20 protein-coding genes are annotated in these 20,660 nt (G+C 72.9%); 11 read left to right on the top strand and 9 right to left on the bottom strand.

Annotated elements, in window-relative coordinates:
* Positions 1 to 32: 32 nt before the first annotated feature.
* On the bottom strand, positions 33 to 1,265 hold the full coding sequence (locus NLX85_RS05735) for a serine hydrolase (protein ID WP_254331956.1): 1,233 nt from the start codon (positions 1,263 to 1,265) through the stop codon (positions 33 to 35).
* A 66-nt stretch (positions 1,266 to 1,331) separates the two neighbouring features.
* On the opposite strand from NLX85_RS05735, the gene NLX85_RS05730 reads away from it, so the two are divergent.
* From NLX85_RS05730 to NLX85_RS05715, 4 genes are all read left to right on the top strand, one after another.
* The gene (locus NLX85_RS05730; RefSeq protein ID WP_254331955.1) at positions 1,332 to 1,925 is read left to right on the top strand and encodes a pentapeptide repeat-containing protein; all 594 of its coding nucleotides are present in this window, start codon (positions 1,332 to 1,334) and stop codon (positions 1,923 to 1,925) included.
* A 53-nt stretch (positions 1,926 to 1,978) separates the two neighbouring features.
* Positions 1,979 to 2,431 (top strand): pyridoxamine 5'-phosphate oxidase family protein, encoded by a 453-nt coding sequence (locus NLX85_RS05725; protein WP_189194101.1) that lies wholly within the window; start codon positions 1,979 to 1,981, stop codon positions 2,429 to 2,431.
* A gap of 166 nt (positions 2,432 to 2,597) precedes the next feature.
* Complete coding sequence (locus tag NLX85_RS05720) at positions 2,598 to 3,476, top strand: hypothetical protein (RefSeq protein WP_254331954.1); 879 nt, start codon at positions 2,598 to 2,600, stop codon at positions 3,474 to 3,476.
* Positions 3,477 to 3,577: 101 nt separating this feature from the next.
* Positions 3,578 to 3,889 (top strand): hypothetical protein, encoded by a 312-nt coding sequence (locus NLX85_RS05715; protein WP_254331953.1) that lies wholly within the window; start codon positions 3,578 to 3,580, stop codon positions 3,887 to 3,889.
* A 24-nt stretch (positions 3,890 to 3,913) separates the two neighbouring features.
* Here the strand turns inward: NLX85_RS05715 and dacB are convergent, their stop codons facing one another.
* Positions 3,914 to 5,497, bottom strand: a complete 1,584-nt coding sequence (gene dacB / locus NLX85_RS05710) for a D-alanyl-D-alanine carboxypeptidase/D-alanyl-D-alanine-endopeptidase (RefSeq protein WP_254331952.1) — start codon at positions 5,495 to 5,497, stop codon at positions 3,914 to 3,916.
* 318 nt (positions 5,498 to 5,815) lie between these two features.
* On the opposite strand from dacB, the gene NLX85_RS05705 reads away from it, so the two are divergent.
* Entirely contained in the window at positions 5,816 to 6,097 is a 282-nt protein-coding gene (locus NLX85_RS05705) for an iron-sulfur cluster biosynthesis family protein (protein ID WP_254331951.1), read from the top strand.
* A 1-nt stretch (position 6,098) separates the two neighbouring features.
* Here the strand turns inward: NLX85_RS05705 and NLX85_RS05700 are convergent, their stop codons facing one another.
* Positions 6,099 to 7,202: a beta family protein gene (locus NLX85_RS05700; RefSeq protein ID WP_254331950.1), complete on the bottom strand. Its 1,104-nt coding sequence runs from the start codon at positions 7,200 to 7,202 to the stop codon at positions 6,099 to 6,101.
* A 345-nt stretch (positions 7,203 to 7,547) separates the two neighbouring features.
* Here NLX85_RS05700 and NLX85_RS05695 point away from each other — a divergent pair, with 345 nt between their 5' ends.
* From NLX85_RS05695 to NLX85_RS05685, 3 genes are all read left to right on the top strand, one after another.
* Positions 7,548 to 7,949 carry a hypothetical protein gene (locus NLX85_RS05695; RefSeq protein WP_254331949.1) on the top strand — a complete coding sequence of 134 codons (402 nt, stop codon included), beginning with the start codon at positions 7,548 to 7,550 and terminating at the stop codon, positions 7,947 to 7,949.
* A 354-nt stretch (positions 7,950 to 8,303) separates the two neighbouring features.
* Positions 8,304 to 8,696 (top strand): cupin domain-containing protein, encoded by a 393-nt coding sequence (locus NLX85_RS05690; RefSeq protein ID WP_091321935.1) that lies wholly within the window; start codon positions 8,304 to 8,306, stop codon positions 8,694 to 8,696.
* Positions 8,697 to 8,971: 275 nt separating this feature from the next.
* Positions 8,972 to 10,339, top strand: coding sequence for a pectate lyase (locus NLX85_RS05685; protein WP_254331948.1), 1,368 nt, complete (start codon positions 8,972 to 8,974; stop codon positions 10,337 to 10,339).
* 39 nt (positions 10,340 to 10,378) lie between these two features.
* Here NLX85_RS05685 and NLX85_RS05680 read toward each other — a convergent pair whose 3' ends face one another.
* Genes NLX85_RS05680 through NLX85_RS05665 form a run of 4 tightly spaced genes read right to left on the bottom strand, consistent with a single transcriptional unit; the run spans position 10,379 to position 14,574 of the window.
* Positions 10,379 to 11,566, bottom strand: a complete 1,188-nt coding sequence (locus NLX85_RS05680; RefSeq protein ID WP_254331947.1) for a threonine synthase — start codon at positions 11,564 to 11,566, stop codon at positions 10,379 to 10,381.
* Between the two features lie 8 nt (positions 11,567 to 11,574).
* A complete protein-coding gene (locus tag NLX85_RS05675) occupies positions 11,575 to 12,609 on the bottom strand; it encodes a DNA polymerase ligase N-terminal domain-containing protein (RefSeq protein ID WP_254331946.1) in 1,035 nt (344 codons plus the stop codon).
* 10 nt (positions 12,610 to 12,619) lie between these two features.
* Positions 12,620 to 13,999 carry an IS607 family element RNA-guided endonuclease TnpB gene (tnpB, locus tag NLX85_RS05670; protein WP_254331945.1) on the bottom strand — a complete coding sequence of 460 codons (1,380 nt, stop codon included), beginning with the start codon at positions 13,997 to 13,999 and terminating at the stop codon, positions 12,620 to 12,622.
* On the bottom strand, positions 13,996 to 14,574 hold the full coding sequence (locus NLX85_RS05665; protein WP_254331944.1) for an IS607 family transposase: 579 nt from the start codon (positions 14,572 to 14,574) through the stop codon (positions 13,996 to 13,998). Before NLX85_RS05665 ends, tnpB begins: the two co-directional genes overlap by 4 nt.
* A 178-nt stretch (positions 14,575 to 14,752) precedes the next feature.
* Between NLX85_RS05665 and NLX85_RS05660 the strand changes: the two genes are divergently transcribed.
* Entirely contained in the window at positions 14,753 to 15,541 is a 789-nt protein-coding gene (locus NLX85_RS05660) for an aldo/keto reductase (protein ID WP_254331943.1), read from the top strand.
* Positions 15,542 to 15,767: 226 nt separating this feature from the next.
* Here NLX85_RS05660 and NLX85_RS05655 read toward each other — a convergent pair whose 3' ends face one another.
* Positions 15,768 to 16,397: a TetR/AcrR family transcriptional regulator gene (locus NLX85_RS05655; protein WP_254331942.1), complete on the bottom strand. Its 630-nt coding sequence runs from the start codon at positions 16,395 to 16,397 to the stop codon at positions 15,768 to 15,770.
* Positions 16,398 to 16,484: 87 nt separating this feature from the next.
* Between NLX85_RS05655 and NLX85_RS05650 the strand changes: the two genes are divergently transcribed.
* The gene (locus tag NLX85_RS05650; protein ID WP_254331941.1) at positions 16,485 to 17,753 is read left to right on the top strand and encodes an NAD(P)/FAD-dependent oxidoreductase; all 1,269 of its coding nucleotides are present in this window, start codon (positions 16,485 to 16,487) and stop codon (positions 17,751 to 17,753) included.
* A 237-nt stretch (positions 17,754 to 17,990) separates the two neighbouring features.
* Here NLX85_RS05650 and NLX85_RS05645 read toward each other — a convergent pair whose 3' ends face one another.
* On the bottom strand, positions 17,991 to 19,118 hold the full coding sequence (locus tag NLX85_RS05645) for a cellulose binding domain-containing protein (protein ID WP_254331940.1): 1,128 nt from the start codon (positions 19,116 to 19,118) through the stop codon (positions 17,991 to 17,993).
* Positions 19,119 to 19,457: 339 nt separating this feature from the next.
* Here NLX85_RS05645 and NLX85_RS05640 point away from each other — a divergent pair, with 339 nt between their 5' ends.
* The gene (locus tag NLX85_RS05640) at positions 19,458 to 20,564 is read left to right on the top strand and encodes an FAD-dependent monooxygenase (protein ID WP_254331939.1); all 1,107 of its coding nucleotides are present in this window, start codon (positions 19,458 to 19,460) and stop codon (positions 20,562 to 20,564) included.
* The last annotated feature ends 96 nt before the right edge of the window (positions 20,565 to 20,660 follow it).

Genomic DNA, 20,660 nt, shown 5'->3' with positions numbered 1-20,660 from the left:
GACCGGTGCCGTTCCGACGAACCGGCCCGGCGTCAGTCGATCAGAGCCGAGTAGACGAGCTGGCGCAGCTGGGGGCGGAGCGGGTAGGTGCTCGACGGCATGAGCTGGGTGAAGAGCAGCGCGGTGACCTCCTCCACCGGGTCCACCCAGAAGGCCGTGCTGGCCAGGCCGCCCCAGTAGTACTCGCCCACGCTGCTCGGCACCCGGGACGGCACCGGGTCGAGCACCACGGCGAAGCCCAGCCCGAAGCCGACCCCGTCGAGGATCGTCTCGGCGAAGCCCTCCGGGGAGAACGAGGCCAGGTCCCGGTTGCCGGGCAGGTGGTTGCGGGTCATGAAGCGCACCGTGCGGGGGCCGAGCAGGCGGACGCCGTCCAGCTCGCCGCCGCGCAGCAGGAACTGGGTGAACCGGTGGTAGTCGGCGGCCGTGGAGACCAGCCCGCCGCCGCCGGAGAGGCAGTCCGGCGCGCTGAGCGCGTAGCGGCCGATCGCGTCGGCGCGGACCGCCTGGCCGGTGGCCGGATGGGGGGTGTAGAGCGCGGCGAGGCGCTTGGCGTCCGGCTCGTCGACCCACCAGCGGGTGTCGGTCATGCCCAGCGGCCGGAAGATCCGCTCGGCGAAGAACGCGTCCAGCGACTGGCCCGAGACCACCTCCACCAGCCGGCCCAGCACGTCGGTGGAGACGCCGTAGTTCCAGCTGGTGCCCGGCTGGAAGAGCAGCGGCAGCCGGGCCATCCCGCGGGTCGCCTCGGCCAGGTCCGCGCCGGCCGGCACGCCCAGGTCGAAGCCCGCCGCACGGTAGAGGCCGTCGACCACGCTGACCTGGGCGAAGCCGTACGTCAGGCCGGCCGTGTGGGTGAGCAGGTGCCACACCCGGACGGGCTCGACCGCCGGCACCGTGTACGGCTTGAGCACGGAGCCCCGGTCGTAGACCCGGACGTCGGCGAACTCCGGCAGCCAGCGGCTGACCGGGTCGTTCAGCTCGAGCCGGCCCTCCTCCCAGAGCATCATGGCGGCGACCGAGGTGATCGGCTTGGTCATCGAGTAGATGCGCCAGAGGGTGTCCGGCTCGACCGGCGCGCCGGCCTCCCGGTCCCGCAGCCCGTACGTCGAGGAGTGGGCCACCTCGCCCCGGCGGGTGACGACGATCTGCCAGCCGGCGAGCCGGCCGTCGTCGACGTACCTGCCGAAGTGCGCGTCGATCCGCGCCAGCCGGGCGGGGTCGAAGCCGATGCGGTCCGGGTCGGTGCTCACTGCGACGCTCACGACGCCGAACCTACCGGCCGGTACGCCGGGCGGGAAGTGTCGGCCGGGCACACTAGTCTCGGCCCCATGCCGGAAGCCGTCGAGGACGTCACCTACCGCCACCAGGACTGGTACGCCGAGGAACTGGTGGACCGGCACTTCGTCCGGTGCGAGTTCTTCCACGTCGACCTCACCGAGGCGGTCAGCCAGGGCGCCACCTTCACGGAGTGCGTCTTCGGCAACGTGGCCCTCAACGCCTCCCGGCACACCGACTCCGCCTTCCACCGCTGCACCTTCAAGCGGTGCAACCTCTTCGAGGCCGAGTTCACCGGCTGCAAGCTGGTCGGCAGCACCTTCGAGCAGTGCGACCTGCGGCCGCTGCGGGTCGACGGCGGCGACTGGTCCTTCGTCGCCCTGCCCGGCGCCGACCTGCGCGGGGTGCGGATCACCGACGTGCGCATGCGCGAGGTCGACCTGACCGGCGCCGACCTGACCGGCGCGGTGCTCACCGGCGTCGACCTGTCCGGCGCCCAGCTGCACGCCGCCAAGCTGATCCGGGCCGACCTGCGCGGCAGCGACCTGACCGCGCTCGACCCCACGGCGGTGGAGCGGGCCGGCGCGGTCGTCGACGCCGAGCAGGCCGTCGTGCTGGCGCAGGCGCTGGGCTTCGAGATCCGCTGACCGCGCGGGAAAGGCGCCGCGGGCTGTCAGGTTTCCCTGCCAGGCTGGCCCGCATGACATGGTGGTCCGACCTGGTGGCGTCCGAACCCGACTTCGCGGCGCGGGTGCGCGCCCGCTTCGCCGTCCGTAAGCACGGCACGATGGCGACCCTGCGGCGGGACGGCTCGCCCCGGATCAGCGGCACGGAGTTCGACTTCGCCGACGACGGGCAGCTCCGGCTGGGCAGCATGGCGGGCGCGCTGAAGGCGCTCGACCTGCGCCGCGACCCGCGGGTGGCGCTGCACTGCCCGACGGAGGACACCCCGGAGGACGACCCGGCCTCCTGGGGCGGGGACGCGAAGATCGCCGGGCGGGCGCACGAGGAGCCGGCGGGCGAGGACGGTTCGCACCGGTTCCGCGTCGAGCTGACCGAGGTGGTGCTGACCCGGGTGGGCGACCCGCCGGACCACCTGGTGATCGAGAGCTGGCACCCCGGCCGTGGCCTGCGGCGGCGCGAGCGGCGGTGACCGTCCCCGCGTGGCGGTGACGACCGGGTCCGTCACGGTGCGTTGAGCCGCCGTCGCTACCGATTGGTAACGAACTGGAAACTGCCCCCCGCCGACATATGGCGCACCGCCGCCCATGATGGAAACGTGAACCGGCGGCCGGAGCGCGGCGGTGAGCGGAGGTTCGGTGGGGCAGCAGGACCACGGTCGGGTCGGCGACCGGACGTCGTACCCGCACGGGCTGACGCGGTCGGCGCTCCGCCGGCTGGCGCGGGCCCGGCAACGGCGGCGCTGGCTGCTGGAGGCGCTGGCCGCGTTCGCCTGCCTGACCGCGCTGGTGGCCTATCTCGGCAGCGAGCAGCACGACACGCCCCGGGAGGAGAGCGCCGTGCTGCCCGCCCCGCCGACCGGCCGACCCGTGCTGCCGCCCCCCGGCGGCGCGCAGGCCGGGGCCGTCACGCCGGGGCTGCGCCCCCGCCAGCGCCCACCCTCGCCCAGCCCGTCGCCGTCCACCCCCGCGGTGCCGCCGACGCTGACCGTGAGCCAGGCCGAGGTGCCGGCGCGGGTCGACCTCAGCGCGGCGGGACCGGTCGACTGGGTCCAGTGGGGGCTGCTCGGCGCACGGACGCCGGTGCGCAAGCGGCACGGCTCCGGCGACATCCGCGACGAGGGCGGCCGGGGCGAGCGGCAGAGCTACAGCAACAACCCGGAGGCGTACGCCTGGCACGACGGCGCACCGGTCGGTTCGGCCGACGGCACCATGTCCGCCGTGTACACCTGCGACCGGGGCAACGGGTTCACCCTGGCCGTGGCCGCCGACGGGCAGCTGCGCACCGTGCATCTCTACGCCGGGGTGTGGATGGCCCGTGGCCGCCTCGACCTGCGGATCTCCGGTGGCGGGCCGGCCAGCACGCTGCGTCTGGAGGACCCGCACACCGCGCGGACCGCCGACTTCGCCATCCGGTTCCGGGCCCCGCCCGGCGCGAAGCTGCTGATGTCCTGGACGGTGGAGGAGTCCCTGGGGGACTGCGGCAACGTCAGCCTCCAGGCGGTCGCGCTGCGCTGACCGCCGATCACCCGCGGGGACAGTTTGTCCGTCGGGGCCGGCGCGGGACGCCGTAGGTTTCCGCTGTTCCCGTCCGACCATCCGCTGTGGAGGCTCGACCGATGACCAGCAGGGCCCGCGTCGTCCGTTCCCTTCCGCCGTCCGACGGCGACGTGCTGCGGGAGATCCCGCTGCCGCCGTACGTGACCGGGGAGGACGCCCAGTTCGCGGTGCGGGCGGTGGTGGTGCACGCGCCACGGCGCTGGTCGGGCGGGACGATCTGCCGCAACGACGCCAGCCCCCACCCGTGCCGGCTGCACCGGTGGGGACGGCGCGTGCTCACGCTGCGCGGCCTGCCGCCGGCCGAGATCGACGCGCTGATCGAGCGCGGCGACCCCGCCGCCGAGCCGCGCCCGCCCCGGCCCGGCGCCTGAGCGGCCGGCCCGGGGCGGCGCGGCTCAGCAGACGACCGGCTTCACCCAGGAACACTCCAGGCCCTCGGGCACCCGCGGCGACTCCGGCGCCGTCGGCACCGCCAGCCGCGCCGTGGTCGTCCCCTTCTCGGTGTACGAGGCCAGCGCGATCGCGATCTGGTCCTCCAGCCCCTTGACCGACGAGGTCAGGTAGTTGTTGAGCACGATCGAGAAGGCCAGCACGTGCCCGTCGGCGTCGGTGGCGTAGCCGGAGAGGCTGGACGCGCCGGTCAGGCTGCCGGTCTTGGCGTGCACGTTGTCGGCCGCTGCGGTGCCGCGCATCCGGCTGCGCAGCGTGCCGCCGACGAACCGCTCCGAGTTGCCGGCCACCGGCAGGGCGGCGTACCAGGTGTCGAACCAGGGTTCGGCGCGGACCGCCGAGAGCAGCGCGACGAACTGGGCGGGCGGGATCATGTTGCGCCGGGACAGCCCGGAGCCGTCGCGCTGGCGCAGCGTGCCGGTGTCCATTCCGGAGCCGCCGACGTACTCGCTGATCGCGGTCAGTCCGGCGCCCCAGGTGCCGGAGCCGGAGAGCACCCGGCCCAGTTCCTTGGTGAGCACCTCGGCGTGACCGTTGTTGGAGAGCTTGAGGAACGGCACCATGAGGTCGGCCAGCGGCATCGAGTCGTGCCGGGCGACCGGCTTGGCGTCGTCCGGGGTGGCCTGGCCGAGCACGGTCCGGCCGAGGACCCGCACCCCGTGCCGTTGCAGCGCGGACCGGAAGATGTCGGCCGCGTAGCCGGTCGGCTCCCAGACCGTCATCCAGTCGCTCTCCTCGGTCTGGCCGACCGCGATCTGGCCGGTGACCACGATGGTGTTGCCGCCGTGCTCGCGCTCGAAGGAGATCGTCGTCTCGCCCGTGGCGACCGTCTCGGCCCGGTTGTCGATCCGCAGCCAGCCGTTGGCCGGCGTCATGGTGATCTTCGGTCGCGTGCCGGCCTGCCCGGCCGGCGCGGCGTGCACGATCACCGTGCCGGCGTCGTAGTCGGTGTCCGGCGCGACGGTCAGCGCGGAGACCTGCGCCGCGTAGTAGTAGGACTCGTCGTCCCAGGTCCAGTCGGGGCCGAGCCGGGTCCGGTCGTAGCGGGTGTCGTCGGCGACGAGGTTGCCGGTGACCACCCGTACGCCTGCGGCGGCCACCTCGGCGGCCAGCCGGTCGTAGTTCTCGGCCAGCATGGTGGGGTCGCCCCCGCCGCGCAGGTAGAGGTTGCCGGAGAGCAGCCCGGCATGCCGTACGCCGTCGCCGGACACGTCGGTGGTGAAGCGGTGCCCCGGGCCGAGCAGTTCCATGGCCGCCGTCGAGGTGAGCAGCTTCGTGTTCGAGGCGGGGACGAGCCGCCGTTCCCCGTTGCGGTCGTAGAGGGTCTGCCCGGTGGTGGTGTCGACGACGACCACGCCCGCCTGCGCCCCGGCCAGCCGGGAGTCGGCGAGGATCGCGTCGATGGTCGCGTGCAGCCGGGTCTGCGCCGGGGTGGGCGCTTCGGCCGTGGCGGTGGGCGCGCCGGCGGTGGCCGCGGTGGCGACCAGTGCCAGCACCGCGAGCGCCCGGGGGAAGAGACGACGATGCATGTGCCGATGCTGCCACGGAGCTTTCCTCCAGAGAAGACTCCCGCGCGAAAGTTATTGCCGGACGGGGGTCGAACCGGCCGCAATACCCTGAATACGGCGGGAAAAACATTCGTAGCCCCAGCATCACCGGTCCGGTGTCGACTGACCCGGCTCTATTTGACGGATGCCCGGGCAGGGGGCACCGTAGGCCATGAGGGGCCGTTCGACCTGCCCTGGTTTGCACGGCGAAGCCTGATTCGCCTTCCCCGGGTCCCGACCGGCCGCACGGGCCGCGTCGACCGCCCGCGATTCCCGAACCAGCCAACGAGGAGTTCCGCCATGCTGACCATGACCGAAAACGCCATCCTGGTGATCCGCGACCTGGCCAACCAGCAGGACGTCGCCGAGGCCGGTGGCCTGCGCATCGCCGCCGACACCGACGCCGGTTCGCTCTCCATCGAGCTGGTCGAGCAGCCGATCCAGGGCGACCAGGTGGTGGACAACCAGGGCGCCCGGATCTTCCTCGACTCCGACGCCGCCGAACTGCTCAACGACACCGCCGTGGACGCGACGGTCGACGACGAGGGCATCGTCCAGTTCGGCTTCACCGAGAAGGAGTGACTCACCCGGCGCGGCGGGTCTCGCCGCCGCGCTGCGGCCGGCCGGCGCGCCCCCGTTCGGGGCTGTCCTGGTCGGCCCGCCACGGCCCGCCGCGCTGTTCCCGCTCCGGGCGGAGCAGCGTGGCCAGCACGTGCGCCAGGTGGTGCGACGTGCTCCACGCGATCCAGTTCACCGGCGAGCCGGCGCCCGCGCCGCGCCGTGCCCGGCGCAGGATCTCGTGGTCGCCCCAGGAGAACCCCGCGCCCGCGGCCGGCCAGTGCGGGGCCGCGACGAGCGTGCGGCACAGGTCGGCGAAACGGTCGTCGCCCCGGCCGCCCCGGCGCGACCACCGGTAGACCCACCACGCCCCGGTGGTGGTGTAGCGCAGCGTCGGCAGCCGGTCGCCCGGCCCGTCCGCCCCGGGCACCGCGCAGCTCACGCCGTAGTCGCCGTAGCCGAGACCGAGGTCGGCCAGGCGCTGCCAGAGCTGCCAGTCGAAGCGGTCGACGCGTACCGGCTCGTCGGTGGGGAGCCGGGCCAGCGTCGGCGGCATCCCGCCGGCCGCCACGCTCACCGAGCGCCAGGCGTGCCGCCGGGCCCACTCCGCCAGCCGCCGGACCCGGGGCTCGACCAGGCGCACGTCGGCCGGGCAGCACACGTCCCCCGCGTCGACGAGCAGGTCGCACTGCTCCGGCACCAGCCGGGTCAGCCGCCACACCCGCTCCACCGCGGCCGTGGTGGCGTCCGGCCCGGCGCGGTCCTGTCCGGTCCGCAGCCGCACCACCGCCCGCCGCGCGTACGCCCGGGCAGCCGCGCCGTGCGCCACCAGCCGCCGGTTGCCCTCCGCGAGCCCGATCACCGGCACCAGCGGTACGCCCCAACGGACCAGCTCGCTCTCCGGCGAGTCGGGCAGCGCCGACACGTCGACGGCGGGAAGGAGCCCGGCCGGCAGCCGGCCGAGCAGGTCCACGGTGCACGGATCCACCGCGTGGACGTCGATGACCGGAGCGAGCAGCGGAGCGATGGCGTCGTCGAGATGGGCCAGCGCGTCCAGCTCACCCCGGCGACCGGCCAGCACAGGGCGGTAGACCGGTTCCGCCGCCCGACCCCCGTGGGCGGGCACCATACTTCAATGTAGCGACCCGATCGCGTTCCGCCACAGGCCTTCCGGGCATCGTCGACGCTCCATGCGGCCTCCGGGGCCGGCACCCGGCGCTCGGAGCCGGACGCCCGTGCCTCGTATCGGCCCCGATCGTCACAATTCGGCCGTGGCACCGAGCCGGTCCGGAGCCCTTGTGGCCGAGTTTTAGCAGGTCAGCGGCATCAACTGTCCTTGATCGGACAGGGCTGTGGCTGGTTGGCGGGCGGTGGGCCGGCATAGCTTCGGGAACACGGAGGGTGATCGCCGCCGATCGCCGCCCGCCATGTACGCCTCGCCGCCGCCGCCGCACCGGCCGCAGAGAGGATCGCCATGTCCAACTCCAGATCGAGGAGGGGAGCGGCCGGCCAGCCCGCCCCCGACGCGGAGGAGGCCGCCCGCGCCGACACCGAGATCAACTCGTGCACCGGGGCCGGGTTGCCGGCCAGCGCCCGCGTGCTGTTCGCCGTGGTCGACGCGAACGGCAGCCTGGTCCGCGGGCTCGGCGCCACCTCGGCCACCCGGCTGGCCGCCGGGATGTACCAGGTCGCCTTCGACCAGGACGTCGCGCGCGCCGCCTACGTCGGCACCGTGGGTCCCGCCGCCGGCGGGCTCGCCCCGCAGGGGGCCATCACGGTGGCGTCCCGAACCGGCATCCCGAACGCCGTCTTCGTCGAGACGTACGCGGCGAGCGGCCACACCGACCGCCCCTTCCACCTGGCCGTGCTCGCCTGACCGGCGCGGGGAGGGGCCGCTGGAGTACCACTTCCGGGTGACCGGGGGTGAGGACCTGCTGGGCTTCCTGGCGGCGGCGTTGGTGCTGGCCGGATGCCGGTGGGCGGAACGGGTGTGCACACGAGCGCACGGCGCCGCCCGACCTGGGTCGTAACGTCGCCGCGCTCTGGCCGTCTCCCACCGTCGCAGCCGTACGGCGGTACGACAGCAGGGACCTGGCTCGACCGGCCAGCGTGCACCGGTCTCGGAGCAGCAGATGCCCGTCCAGAGGGGATCCAAACCCCGCGCGGGTGGGGAATTCCACCATTTGCGAGTCCCGGCGTGAGCGGCGCGGCGACCGGGTATGTGCGGGCCATGGAGCATTTCACGATCGCGACCGTCGCCGAGAAGAGTCCCGACTTCCGCCGAGTGCTCTGGACCGGGGAGCACACCCAGTTGGTGATCATGACGATCCCGGCGGGCGGGGAGATCGGCGAGGAGGTCCACGAGGGCATCGACCAGATCCTGACCTTCGTCAGCGGCACCGGCGAGGCGCGGGTGGCCGGGGAGAAGAAGGAGGTCGTGGCGGGCGACCTCGTGGTCGTACCGGCCGGCACGAAGCACAACTTCGTCAACACCGGCCCCAACCCGCTCGTGCTGTACACGGTGTACGGCCCGCCGGACCACGCCGACGGGGCGGTGCACCGGACCAAGGAGGAGGCCGACGCGGCCGAGGCCGCCGGCGAGGACGAGCCGCCCACCTCCTGACCGCGCCCGACCCGCTCCCGCGCTCCACCATCAACGGATGGTGGAGCGCGAGTCGTTTGAGCTGCAACAATCCTGCACGTCGCAGCCATTGACGTCGATATCTGCGCGGGCCTAGCCTGCTCGTACGGGAAAGCCCTTTCCTGGGCTCCGCTTCCTCGCCACCCCGCATCCGGAGACCGGGCCTCCGGCCGGGGCGCACCGACCGTCGCGACCGTGGCCAGGCGTCGACCCTCCGCCGCGGCGGTCCACCACCTCGTGCCTCAAGGAGGACAACCGTGCAGACCTCACGTGCCAGACTCCGCCGCCCGCTGCTGCTGGCGCTGGGCGCCGGAGCGACCGTGGCGGCACTCGCCGCCGGGATGGGGACGTCGGCGTTCGCCGCCACCGTCTTCTCCGACACCTTCTCCGACGGCGACGCCGCCGGCTGGTCCAAGTCCGGCGGGACCTGGGCGGTCGCCGACGGCGCCTTCACCCAGTCCAGCACCGCCAGCGAGCTGGCCCGCCAGTTCGCCGGCCAGAGCGGCTGGACCGACTACCAGGTGCAGGCCCGGGTACGCCCCACCGGCTTCGCCTCGTCCAGCGCCCTGGTCGGGCTCGCGGCCCGGGCCAGCAGCAGCACGAAGATGTACCGGCTGGCACTGCTCGGCTCCGGACGGGCCGAACTCCAGGCGGTCAACGGCAGCCAGATCACCTCGCTCGGATCGGCGTCGGTCGGCGCGGCCACGGGCACCTGGTACACCCTGCGGATCGAGGCCAGCGGCAGCACCATCCGCGGCTACGTCAACGGCACCCAGGTCGGCGGCGGCAGCAACAGCCTCGTGGGCGCCGGCCGGATCGGCCTGGTCACCGCGTACGCCGCCGGCAGCTTCGACGACGTGGCCGTGGACTCCTCGGTCAGCACCCCGACCACGCCGCCGACCAGCACCCCGCCGGCCTCGCCCACCCCGACCCCCACCGGCACCCCGCCGCCGCCCGCCTCGTGGCCGACGCCCACCGCCAGCGTCAAGGTGGACGCCACCGTCCCGGTCTCCGGCACCTTCGACGGCGGGATGAAGCGCTACTACGGCATCGGCGACGGCGGGCAGAGCGAGAGCCAGGACCCGATGTTCGAGCTGGCCGCCGGCGCCACGCTGAAGAACGTGATCATCGGCGCGCCGGCCGGTGACGGCGTCCACTGCGAGGGCAACTGCACGCTCGTCAACGTCTGGTGGGAGGACGTCGGCGAGGACGCCGCCACCTTCCGCGGCGGCACCACCTACACCGTGGACGGCGGGGGCGCCCGGTCGGCCAGCGACAAGGTGTTCCAGCACAACGGCCCCGGCACCGTCTACATCCGCAACTTCCGGGTGGAGAGCGCCGGCAAGCTCTACCGGGCCTGCGGCAACTGCTCCACCTCCTACCAGCGGCACGTGGTGATGGACAACGTCACCGCCACCGGCACCAAGGTGCTGGCCGGCATCAACACCAACTGGGGCGACACGGCCCGGTTCAGCCGGATCACGATCCTCAACGACCCGAACCGGTCCACCCGGATCTGCGTCAAGTACCAGGGCGTCCCGAAGGGCAGCGAACCCACCGAGATCGGCGAGGGCGCCGACGGGGTGAACTGCTTCTACTCCGCCTCCGACATCACCTACCGCTAGAACGGGCCGACGCGGGCTCCCCGGTCGCGGGAGCCCGCGTCACACCGTCGGCACGCCGGAGACGTCCACCGTCTCCGGATACTTGAGGCCCGCGCCGGTGTTGAGCACCACCACCCGCTCGCCCGGGCGGATCCAGCCGCCGGCCCGCAGCTGTCGGGCGGCGGTCAGGCAGGCCGCCCCCTCGGGGCAGAGCAGCAGGCCCTCCCGGGCGGCGAAGTCGCGCAGGTCGGCGAGGATCTCCGCGTCGTCCACGGCGACCGCGGTGCCGCTGCTCTCCCGCAGCGCGGCCAGGATCAGCTCGTCGCCGAGCGGAGCGGGCACCGTGATGCCGAACGCCAGAGTGTGCGCGTCCGCCCATGGCGTGGCCCGGGGTTCGCCGGCCGCGAACGCCCGGACGATCGGCGCACAGCCGGTGGACTGGACCGCGACGAGACGGGGCAGCCGGTCCTCCACCCAGCCCAGCTCGCGCAGCTCGTGCAGCGCCTTGTGGATGCCGATCAGCCCGACCCCGCCGCCGGTCGGATAGATGATCACGTCGGGCACCTGCCAGCCGAGCTGCTCGACGATCTCGTACCCCATGGTCTTCTTGCCCTCCAGGCGGTACGGCTCGCGCAGCGTGCCGGCGTCGAAGACCCGCCCGCCCGACTCGGCGACCAGCCCGGCAATCCACCGGCCCGCGTCGCTGATCAGGCCGTCGACCAGCCGCAGGTCCGCCCCGGCGGCGACGCACTCCCGCCGGCAGATGGTGGGCGCGTCGAGCGGCATGGCGATGGTCGCGCCCATCCCGGCCCGCGCCGCGTACGTCGCCCAGGCCGCCCCCGCGTTGCCGTTCGTCGGCATGGCGATCCGCTCGACGCCCAGCTCCCGGGCCCGGCTCACGCCCACCGCAGCGCCCCGGGCCTTGAACGACCCGGTCGGCGTCAGCCCCTCGTCCTTGACGATCAGGTCCGGGATGCCGATCTCCTGCCCGTACGCCGGTGCGCGCAGCAGCGGCGTCCAGCCCTCGCCCAACGTGGTGACGAAGCGGGGATCGGCCACCGGCAGCAGCTCCCGGTAGCGCCACAGGTCGGCCGGGCGCAGCCCGAACTGCTCGGGGGTGACCGAGGCGGCCACCGCGGCCAGGTCGTAGCGGGCCAGCAGCGGGGAGCCGCACGCGCACAGGTTCTGCAACTTGTCGGCCGGATGCCGCTGGTCGCAGCGCGGGCACTCCAGGTGCGTCAGGTGCACGGTGCTCCTCAGCTCGGGTCGAGGCTCAGCCAGTGCCGGCTGCGCCGACCCGGCTCGTAGGGGGAGTCCAGCCGCTTGGCCACCACTCCCGGGAGCCCCTGCTCGCGGGCGGTCCGCAGGGCGTCCGCGCCGACCCCCGGGAACCACGGCGGAGTCTGCCAGTGCGGACCGGTCAGCGCCATACCGTCGAGCAGCTCCCGGCGCTGCGCGTACGGCACGTCGAGGCTGGTCACGCCCTCCAGCCAGAGCAGGTCGACGGCGAGGAACTGGCCGTCCCGCTTGCTGGGCGGCTTGACCCGCCCGCCCGGGTCGATCCGGACCAGCACGCCGTCCAGCACCGCCTCGACCGGGGCCAGCTCCTCGGCCATCGCCCGCAACCACGGGTACGCCCCGGTGACGTCCTCGTCCGACTCGTCGAGCAGCCGCAGCCGGCCGCCGGAGACGTACGCCATCGCCCGCACGCCGTCCCAGCGCAGCTCGTACCCCCAGGCGGTTTCGTCCTTCGGCAAACCCTTACCGGGCGTGGTGTGCATGGGCCGGACCAGCTCCGGCATCGGCGTCCAGCCCTCCGGGGCCGGGTCGGTGCGGCGGACCATCCAGTCCCGGCCCCGGCCGCCGGTGGCGAAGAGGACGTAGCGCCCCTTCGTCCGCCGGCCGTCCAGGACCACGATGACCTCGTCGTCGCGCCACTTCTCGACGCGGTAGGTGCCGGTGTCGTGGACGGTCATCCGCCCGCCGCCGTACTCGCCGGCCGGGATCTCGCCGTGGAAGGTGAGGTACTCCATCGGATGGTCCTCGGTGTGCACGGCCAGGTGGTTGCGGCTGGGGTCGCGGGGGAGGCCGCGCGGCACCGCCCACGAGGCCAGCACGCCGTCGTGCTCCAGGCGCAGGTCCCAGTGCAGGCTCCGGGCGTGGTGCTGCTGGATCACGAACCGGGGCTTGCGCCGCGCGGCCCGCTTCCGCTCCGGGGTCCGTTCCGGCACCGGCTCCGGGGTACGCGCCGCGTCCCGTTTCCGCCGGTACTCCTCCAGCCGGTCAGCCACCCGTTACCTCTCAGTGCACTCTAGTGAGCATGCGATCGGTAGTCTCGCCTTGCGGTGGGACGGTCCCGGTCTGACCCGCCGTGGCGGTGCCGGGTTCACGCTTCACTGCCACCTGCCCACGTACGCGGGTCTTCTGGTCGGCTCCACGTGCTGCCACCGGGCCACTCCCGGCGGTGTCGTACTCGGCCGTCAGAGCGGCCAGGTTGCGTGCGGCGTTATGGTCACGATCTATGGTCAGGCCGCACGTCGCGCAGGTGTAGGTGCGCTCGGAAAGGGCCAGCTTGGTTTTCACCGCGCCGCAACCCGAACACGTCTTGCTCGATGGATACCAGCGGTCGGCGACGATCAACCGGCCGGCGTTCCACTGCGTCTTGTAGGTGAGTTGCCGGCGCAGTTCGCCGAAGCTGGCGTCGGCGATGTGCCGGGCCAGGCGCCGGTTACGCAGCATGCCGGCGACGTTGAGGTCTTCCACCACGATCGCACCGTGCTCTTGGCAGAGGCGGGTGGTGAGCTTGTGTAGGCGGTCGCGGCGCAGGTTCGCCACCCGGGCGTGGGTCCGACCGAGCCGCGCGTTGGCGCGCTGCCACCGGTTCGACGGGCGCTGGCCTGTGCGCCGGTCCGGGCCGGCCTTACGCGCCATTGACCTGCCGAGTCTGCGAAGGCGGCGCTGGGCGTCACCCAGGTGGCGTGGGTTCGGCACCAGTTCGCCGGTGGACAGCACGGCGAGGTGCTTGACGCCGACGTCGACACCGACCGTCGAGTCGGGACGGGCCGGTACGCGGACGACCCGCTCAACCTCGACGCAGAAAGACACATGCCACCGGCCGCCGTAACGCCGAACGGTGGCCGACATGATCCGGGCCGTGCCGTTGTCGATACGCCGGGCCAGCTTCCGGGCGGACTCGTGCAGCTTCAACCGTCCCAGCCGGGGCAGCACCACATGCTTACGGTCCGGCTCGACCCGGATCGTGCCGGTGGTGAACCGCACGCTCGGTGTGGTGCGGCGGCGCGACTTGAACCGCGGGAAACCGACCGGGCGGCCGGCCCGCTTGCCGCCGCGGGAGTCCGACCAGTTCTTCAACGCGCGGGCGAGCGCGTCGAGGCCGGTGTTGAATGCTTCCTTCGAGCATTCCCGCCACCACGGAGCGACATCGGTCTTCGCGGCGTTCCACGCCTTCCGCATGGCAGGCAGCGACCAGCTGACCGCCGGGGTCAGCAACTCCTCTGGCACCCCGTAGGTCCGTTCTGCCGCCCGTTGGCCCATCACCGCCTTCACCCGAGCCAGCGCCCAATTGTGGGCGACCCGGGCAGCCCCGGCGTGCGCGAGCACCGCGCGTTCCTGCGACGGGGTCAGATCGAGGGCGAACCGGTACGCCTGGACCGCCTTCACGACGTCGCCCCGGTGACTGTCTCGACAGCACGGCGGACACGGTTCGCCGCCGCGCGACGGCCGTACAGCCGGGCACACAGCGACGTCAGGATCTCGGTGACCCCACCCACAAGGTCGTCGTCCACCTCGGCGGGATCAACCACAAGGAGCGGGCGGCCCTGTGCGGCCAGCACCGCCTCGACGTACCCGGCACCGAAGCGGGCGAACCTGTCCCGACGCTCGACCACGATCGTCAAAACAGCCGGGTCCCGCAGCAGCGCCAGGAACTTCTTGCGGTGCCCGCTGAGCGCGGACCCCACCTCGGTCACCACCCGGCCAACGGAGAGGCTCTGCCCTGTAGCCCATGTGACCACCCGGGCGACCTGCCGGTCCAGATCCGGCTCTTGGTCGGCGGACGACACGCAGGCGTACACGACGACCTGCTTGGCGTCGAGCCGCGCAGCGGCCATCGGCTCACCGACCATGATGAGCCGGCCGAGCCGGTACGCGGGAACGGGAAGTGTCCCGGCCGCATACTGCCGCCGCGCGATGACGTACGCGATTCCCTGCGACGCCGCCCACTCATTGAGGCTCAAGTCAACAATCATATTGCGTCAAGACCACTAAAGCCGCCCGGCGGGCTAGCTGTTAGCCACCCCCGCATTCTCCGGCAGGTCCGGCCCGATCGTCCGCTCCCCGCCGCTTCTGTCCCGTTCGGCCGTCGCTCGGCGGGTCGCCGGCATGGCGGCGGCGATCACGGGTAGAAGCGTCGGTATGGACCACGACCAGCCCACCGTCCCCCTGACCGGCGACGTCCGGATGCCGCTGCTCGGCTTCGGCACCTGGCAGGCCACCGGCGAGGCCGGGTACGACGCCGTGCTCGCCGCCCTCGACGCCGGTTACCGGCACATCGACACCGCCACGATGTACGGCAACGAGAAGGAGGTCGGCCGGGCGGTCCAGGAGAGCGGGCTGCGCCGCGAGGACCTCTTCATCACCACGAAGCTGCCGCCGGACCGGGTGGGCCGGGAACGGGAGACCATCGAGGCGAGCCTGGCCGCGCTGGACACCGACCACGTCGACCTGTGGCTGATCCACTGGCCGCCGTCCGCGCCCGGCGACAGCATCCCGGTCTGGCGCGAGATGCTCGCCGCCCGGGACGAGAACCTGACCCGGGCCGTCGGGGTGAGCAACTACAGCGTCAGCCAGATCGACGAGCTGATCCAGGCCACCGAGGAGACCCCGGCGGTCAACCAGATCCGCTGGAGCCCGTCCCTGTACGACCGCCAGGTGCACGCCGCGCACCGGGACCGGGGCGTGGTGCTGGAGGGCTACAGCCCGTTCAAGACCAGCGACCTGTCCGATCCGGTGCTCGTCCGGATCGCCCATGCGCACGACGTCTCGCCGGCCCAGGTGGTGCTGCGCTGGCACATCGACCACGAGATCGTGGTCATCCCGAAGTCGGTCACGCCGGACCGGATCCGGGCCAACGCCGACGTGTTCGGCTTCTCGCTCACCGCCGAGGAGATGCGCGACATCGACGCCCTGGGCGTCGCAGCCTGAGAGAGTGTTGTGATACCTCGACGTGATCTTTCTCTGACTGTGCCAGCGAAGATCACGTCTGTGTCGCTGTGTCTGTAAACCGGCGTACGAGTCGTCGTTGACTGATGCACTCGGCGGCATGTGCTTCACGATCTGGTGCCGTGGGACGTGGCGTATCGGTGGCTCCCGTGCTGGGGTGCTGACGGTACCTGGGTGGCTGCGCTCCGCCGCCCGCTGACCGGCGCGGTCACTCCGGCGGGGCGGCGGATCCTGACAGGTGGCCGAGCATCCGGCGCAACTGCGCGGCGTACGCGTCGAGGAACTCGGGCGCGTCGGCCGGCAGGCCGGTCAGCCGGCGGACGACCTGCGGCAGCACGGTCGGGGCGAGGGTCGCGGCGAAGAACGTCAGCACCACGTACGCGGGGTCGAGGTCGACGGCCAGCTCACCGCTGCGCTGCCGACGGCGTACGTCGTCGACCATCGCCGTGAAGTACGTGCGGGCCTGCGCCTCGTCCGCGGTGTCGGCCGCGGCTCCGGTGTCGGCCAACCCTTCCCAGGCGAGCAGCCGCGCCCACGACCGCTGCGTCGCGCCGAGGCGGAGGAAGCCGGCGACCACGTCGGCCATCGGCTCGTCGGGCCGGGCCGCGCCGCTCGTCGTGCGCCACCGCTCCTGCAGGGCCTGGTAGAGCCCCTCCTTGCCGGCGAAGTAGTAGGAGATCAGCTGCTGGTTGACGCCCGCGCGAGCGGCGATCGCGCTGGTGCGGGCGCCGGCGAAGCCGTGCTCGCCGAACTCGACCAGCGCCGCATCGAGGATGCGCTCGCGGGTGCGCTCCGCGTCGCGTCTGCGCTGATCACCGCTCGGGGACCGCCGGGACATGCTCATGATCCTAGCAGAGTCATGTGTCCGCATGACTTAATCAATCACATGGTTGACAAACTCAGGTGTGCAAATGAGGATCGGGTTATGGAGAACCTCAGCGTCATGATCATCGGTGGGGGCATCGGCGGGCTGTGCCTGGCTCAGGGCCTCCGCCGCGCGGGTGTCGCCGTCACCGTCCACGAGCGCACCCGCGAGCGCACCGACTGGCTGCAGGGCTACCGCATCCACATCAACCCCCACGGCGCCCACGCGCTGCGTGCCTGCCTGCCGGTCGCCAACTGGCAGGCGTTCCTCGACACGGTGTCGGTCGACGGCGGCGGCTTCGCGTTCACCACGGAGCAGCTCACAGACCTCGTGCGCCTCACCGCCGACGAGATCGCGTCGACCGGACGGTCGGACGAGCGCCACTACGGCGTCAGCCGGATCAGCCTCCGTGAGGTGCTGCTGACCGGGCTGGACGACGCGGTCCACCTCGGCAGGGAGTTCACCCGCTACGAGACGACGGCCGACGGTCGGGTGACCGCCCACTTCGCCGACGGCGGCACCGCCACCGCCGACGTGCTGGTCGGCGCCGACGGCGCCAACTCCCGCGTACGCCGGCAACTGCTGCCGCAGGCCCGGCGGATCGACACCGGCATCGTCGCGATCGCCGGCAAGCATCGCCTCGACGGGGCCGGCCTGCCCCGCGTCCTCACCCACGACGCGAACCTCGTGATCCCCAAGGGGCGTGGATCCCTGTTCACCGCCGTCTGGCACCCCGACCGGCGGGCCGTCAGGTCCGAGGACGCGCCCGAGCAGTTTCTGCTCGACAACAGCGTCCCGTTCGTCCTGTGGGGATACGCCGACGCGGCGTCCGCCCTCCCCGGCGGCGTGGAGACACTGTCCGGAACGGAGCTGCGCCGGCTGGTGCTGGACCGCACCGCCGGCTGGGCGCCCGCCCTGCGGGACCTCGTCGCGGGCTCGGACCCCGGCACCGTCAACGCCATCCGGCTCCGCAGCGCCACGCCGGTCGACCCGTGGCGGACCGGCCCCGTGACCCTGCTCGGCGACGCCATCCACAACATGACGCCCATGGCCGGCATCGGCGCCAACACCGCTTTGCGCGACGCCGAACTGCTCTGCCGGAGGCTCACCGAGGTCGCCGAAGGGAGACGCACCCTGCTGCCCGCGCTGCACGACTACGAGCGCCAGATGCTCGACTACGGCTTCGCCGCCGTGAAGCAGTCACTGCGCAACGCCCGCCAGGCCGCGTCGGGCAACCGCCTCGGCCGCGCCGCCGCCCGCACGACCCTGCGCACCGTTGGCGCCGTACCGCCGCTACGTCGCCGGATGGCCGCGCAGCTCGGACGCTGACCCAGGTGACCGGGGCGCCGCCCCGGGCGCCGAGCAGGCTGACGGTCAGGAAGTAGAGGGTCGCACCGCCGCACAGCACCCACCGGTTCGCCTGCGGCACCGGCTCACCGGTTGGCGACCAGCAGCCCGAAGCCCGACACCAGCGTCGCCAGGAGGCCGCGCTCCCCGTGCGTCGGAGGCGGCGTCGAGCAGCCGGGGCGCGGCCCGTGCGGACCGCGCCCCGGGATCAGGCGGGCGTCACGCCCTGGTGCAGGTGGCGCCGTTGAGGGTGAAGCTCGTGGGCGTGGCGAACGCGCCGTTCAGCGTCGCCTGGTAGCCGAAGCTGGTCGAGGCTCCGGGCGCCAGCGTGCCGTTGTAGCTCAGGTTCCGCGCGGTCACCGCGGACCCGCTCTGCGTCACGGTGGCGTTCCACGAGCCGGTGATCGTCTGCCCGGACGGCAGGTTGTAGTTCAGGGTCCAGCCGTTGACGGTGCTGGAGCCGGTGTTGGTGACCGTCACGTCGGCGGTGAAGCCGTTGTTCCAGACGTTGGTGGTGTACTTCACCGAGCAGGCCGCGTTGCCCGGCGGCGGGGTGGTGGTCGGCGGCGGCGTGGTCGGCGTGGTGCCGCCGGTGTTGACGCTCTGCGAGAAGGAGTTGACCGCCAGGCCGACGCCGCCCTGCCACGGCTCGAAGCCGGCCTGGATGCTGGTCAGGTACCAGTCGCTGGTGATCGCGCCGCGGTTCTTCGTGTCGTTGATGAACGCCATGGCGTCGAAGCTCATGCTGGGGATCGCCGACGGGGCCACGTACGAGATGACGTTGTTCGAGCCGTTGCTGCCCCGCCAGACCTCCCAGGTCCGGCCCGCGATGCTGGCGTTGCCGACCGGCGAGCCGATGGGCTGGATGGGGCCCTGCCGGTTGAGCCAGATCATGATCTCCATCTGGTTCACGCCGTCCTTCTTCGGGGACGGGTCGAGCCAGATGTCGTACGCGGCGTCGTAGATGGCGCCGCTGACGTAGTTGTAGCTGATGCTGCCCGGAGCGCTGCTGATGTTCTTCACCTGCACCGGGAGGTTGGTGCCCGGTGAGCAGTTCGTGTAGTGGCAGCCCATGAAGATCGACGGGTACGACACCGGCGCGCCGCTCGTCGATCCGACACCGTCCTGGCGGGTGATCGAGAAGCCGGTGGAGGTCACGTTGATGCACTGCTGCGCGCTGGTGCCCCAGCGGTTGTTCTGCACGACGTACTTCCCGCCGATGGTGGTCGACCCGTACTGCTCGCAGATCTGGGTGTCGGCCGAGGCGGTGCCGCCGAGCGCGACGGCGACGATCGCGCCGGCGGCCAGCAGGCCGGCCGCCGCGAGGGCTCTCAGTGGACGCTTCATGATGCTCCTTGGCTCGGCGCGGGGGCGCCGACTCGTGTCGGGGGTATGCCCGGGAGCGCTCCCAAGCTTCAAGCAACACATTTACATGTCTGAAACAGGTGCGCAACCGTGCCGGTCGAAGCAATCGATTCGACAACCGTCCGTGCACGGTCGATGGCGGCGCGTCGGGCCGTCGACGGCCAGGTCACCCGGTCGGGGCGGGATTCCCGCCGGTGGGAGGGCTCGTCGTCGCTGACCGGGCCGCGACGCCAGGGCCGATGGGCACTTCCGCCGGTTGGTTGCGGCGAGTAATGTCTTGCCTCCAACGCGTTCCGATCCCCTCCGGAGGCGTACCCCACGATGGGTGGTTCCCCCCTGCGCATCCTTGTCGTCGGCGCGGGCATCGCCGGTCTCGCCGTGGCCCGGGCGCTGCGCCTCGCGGGGTTCCGCCCCGACGTGACCGAGAAGCTGCCGCCGACCGAGCGCGCCGACATCGGCCTCTACCTCCCGGGCAACGCGGCCCGGGCGCTGCGCCGGCTCGACCTGGACGGCCCGGTACGCCCCCTCGGCCAGGTCATCCACCGGCAGCGCTTCCTGGACGCCACCGGCGCGCCGCTCTGCGAGGTCGACCTCGACGGGCTCTGGACCGGGGTGGGAGAGTGCCGGGCGCTGCCCCGCGCCGAGCTGCACCGGGTGCTGCTCACCGGGGCCGGCGGCGCCGTCCGGCACGGGGCCGAGGTCAGCACCGTCGATCCGCTGCCCGGCGGCGTCGCGGTCGGCTTCACCGACGGCACCAGCGGCGAGTACGACCTGGTCATCGGCGCGGACGGACCCCGCTCGGCGGTGCGTACCCTGGCCGCGCTCGGCGGCCCGCCCCGCCCCGCCGGCCAGGTGGTCTACCGCAGCGTGGTGCGCGGCGGCCCCCGGGTGGCCGACTGGACCGCCCTGCTCGGTCAGCGCGCCGGCTTCCTCGTGGTGCCGCTCGGCGCCGGCCGGCTGCACTGCTACGCCGACGAGGCCGGCACCGACCTGCCGGCCGACCCGCTCGCCCGGCTGCACGAGTTGTTCGGCGACTACGGCGGCCCGGTCCCCGAGGTGCTCGCCGCCTTGGAGACGGTCGACGTCGAGCTCACCACCGAGGTCGAGCTGGGGCGCTGGTTCCACGGCCGGGTGCTGCTCGTCGGTGACGCGGCTCACGCCACCGCGCCGACGCTCTCCCAGGGCGCCGCCATGGCGCTGGAGGACGCCGTGGTGCTCGCCGAGTCGCTGCGGGCGGCCGGCAGCGTCGAGGCCGCGCTCCTCGCGTACGAGAGTCGCCGCCGCCCGCGTACCCGCTGGGTGCGGGACCGGACCCGGGACCGCAACCGCACCCGCGACGTGCCGCCGGCGCTGCGCGACCCGTTGCTGCGCGGACGCGGCGGGCGGATCTTCCAGGAGCACTACCGGCTCCTCACCGGCCCGCTCTGAGGGCCGAAGATCGTAGCCGCCCACCCCACGCGGCGGGGCCCACTACCGGGGACTATCCTCCTTGCGGATGACGGCTGCGCAGATGAACAGCGCGCC

Source organism: Micromonospora sp. A3M-1-15 (assembly GCF_024213425.1).
Taxonomy (GTDB): domain Bacteria; phylum Actinomycetota; class Actinomycetes; order Mycobacteriales; family Micromonosporaceae; genus Micromonospora; species Micromonospora chersina.
Note: the sequence above shows the minus strand (reverse complement) of the source record. Positions and strands in the feature narration are given on the sequence as shown.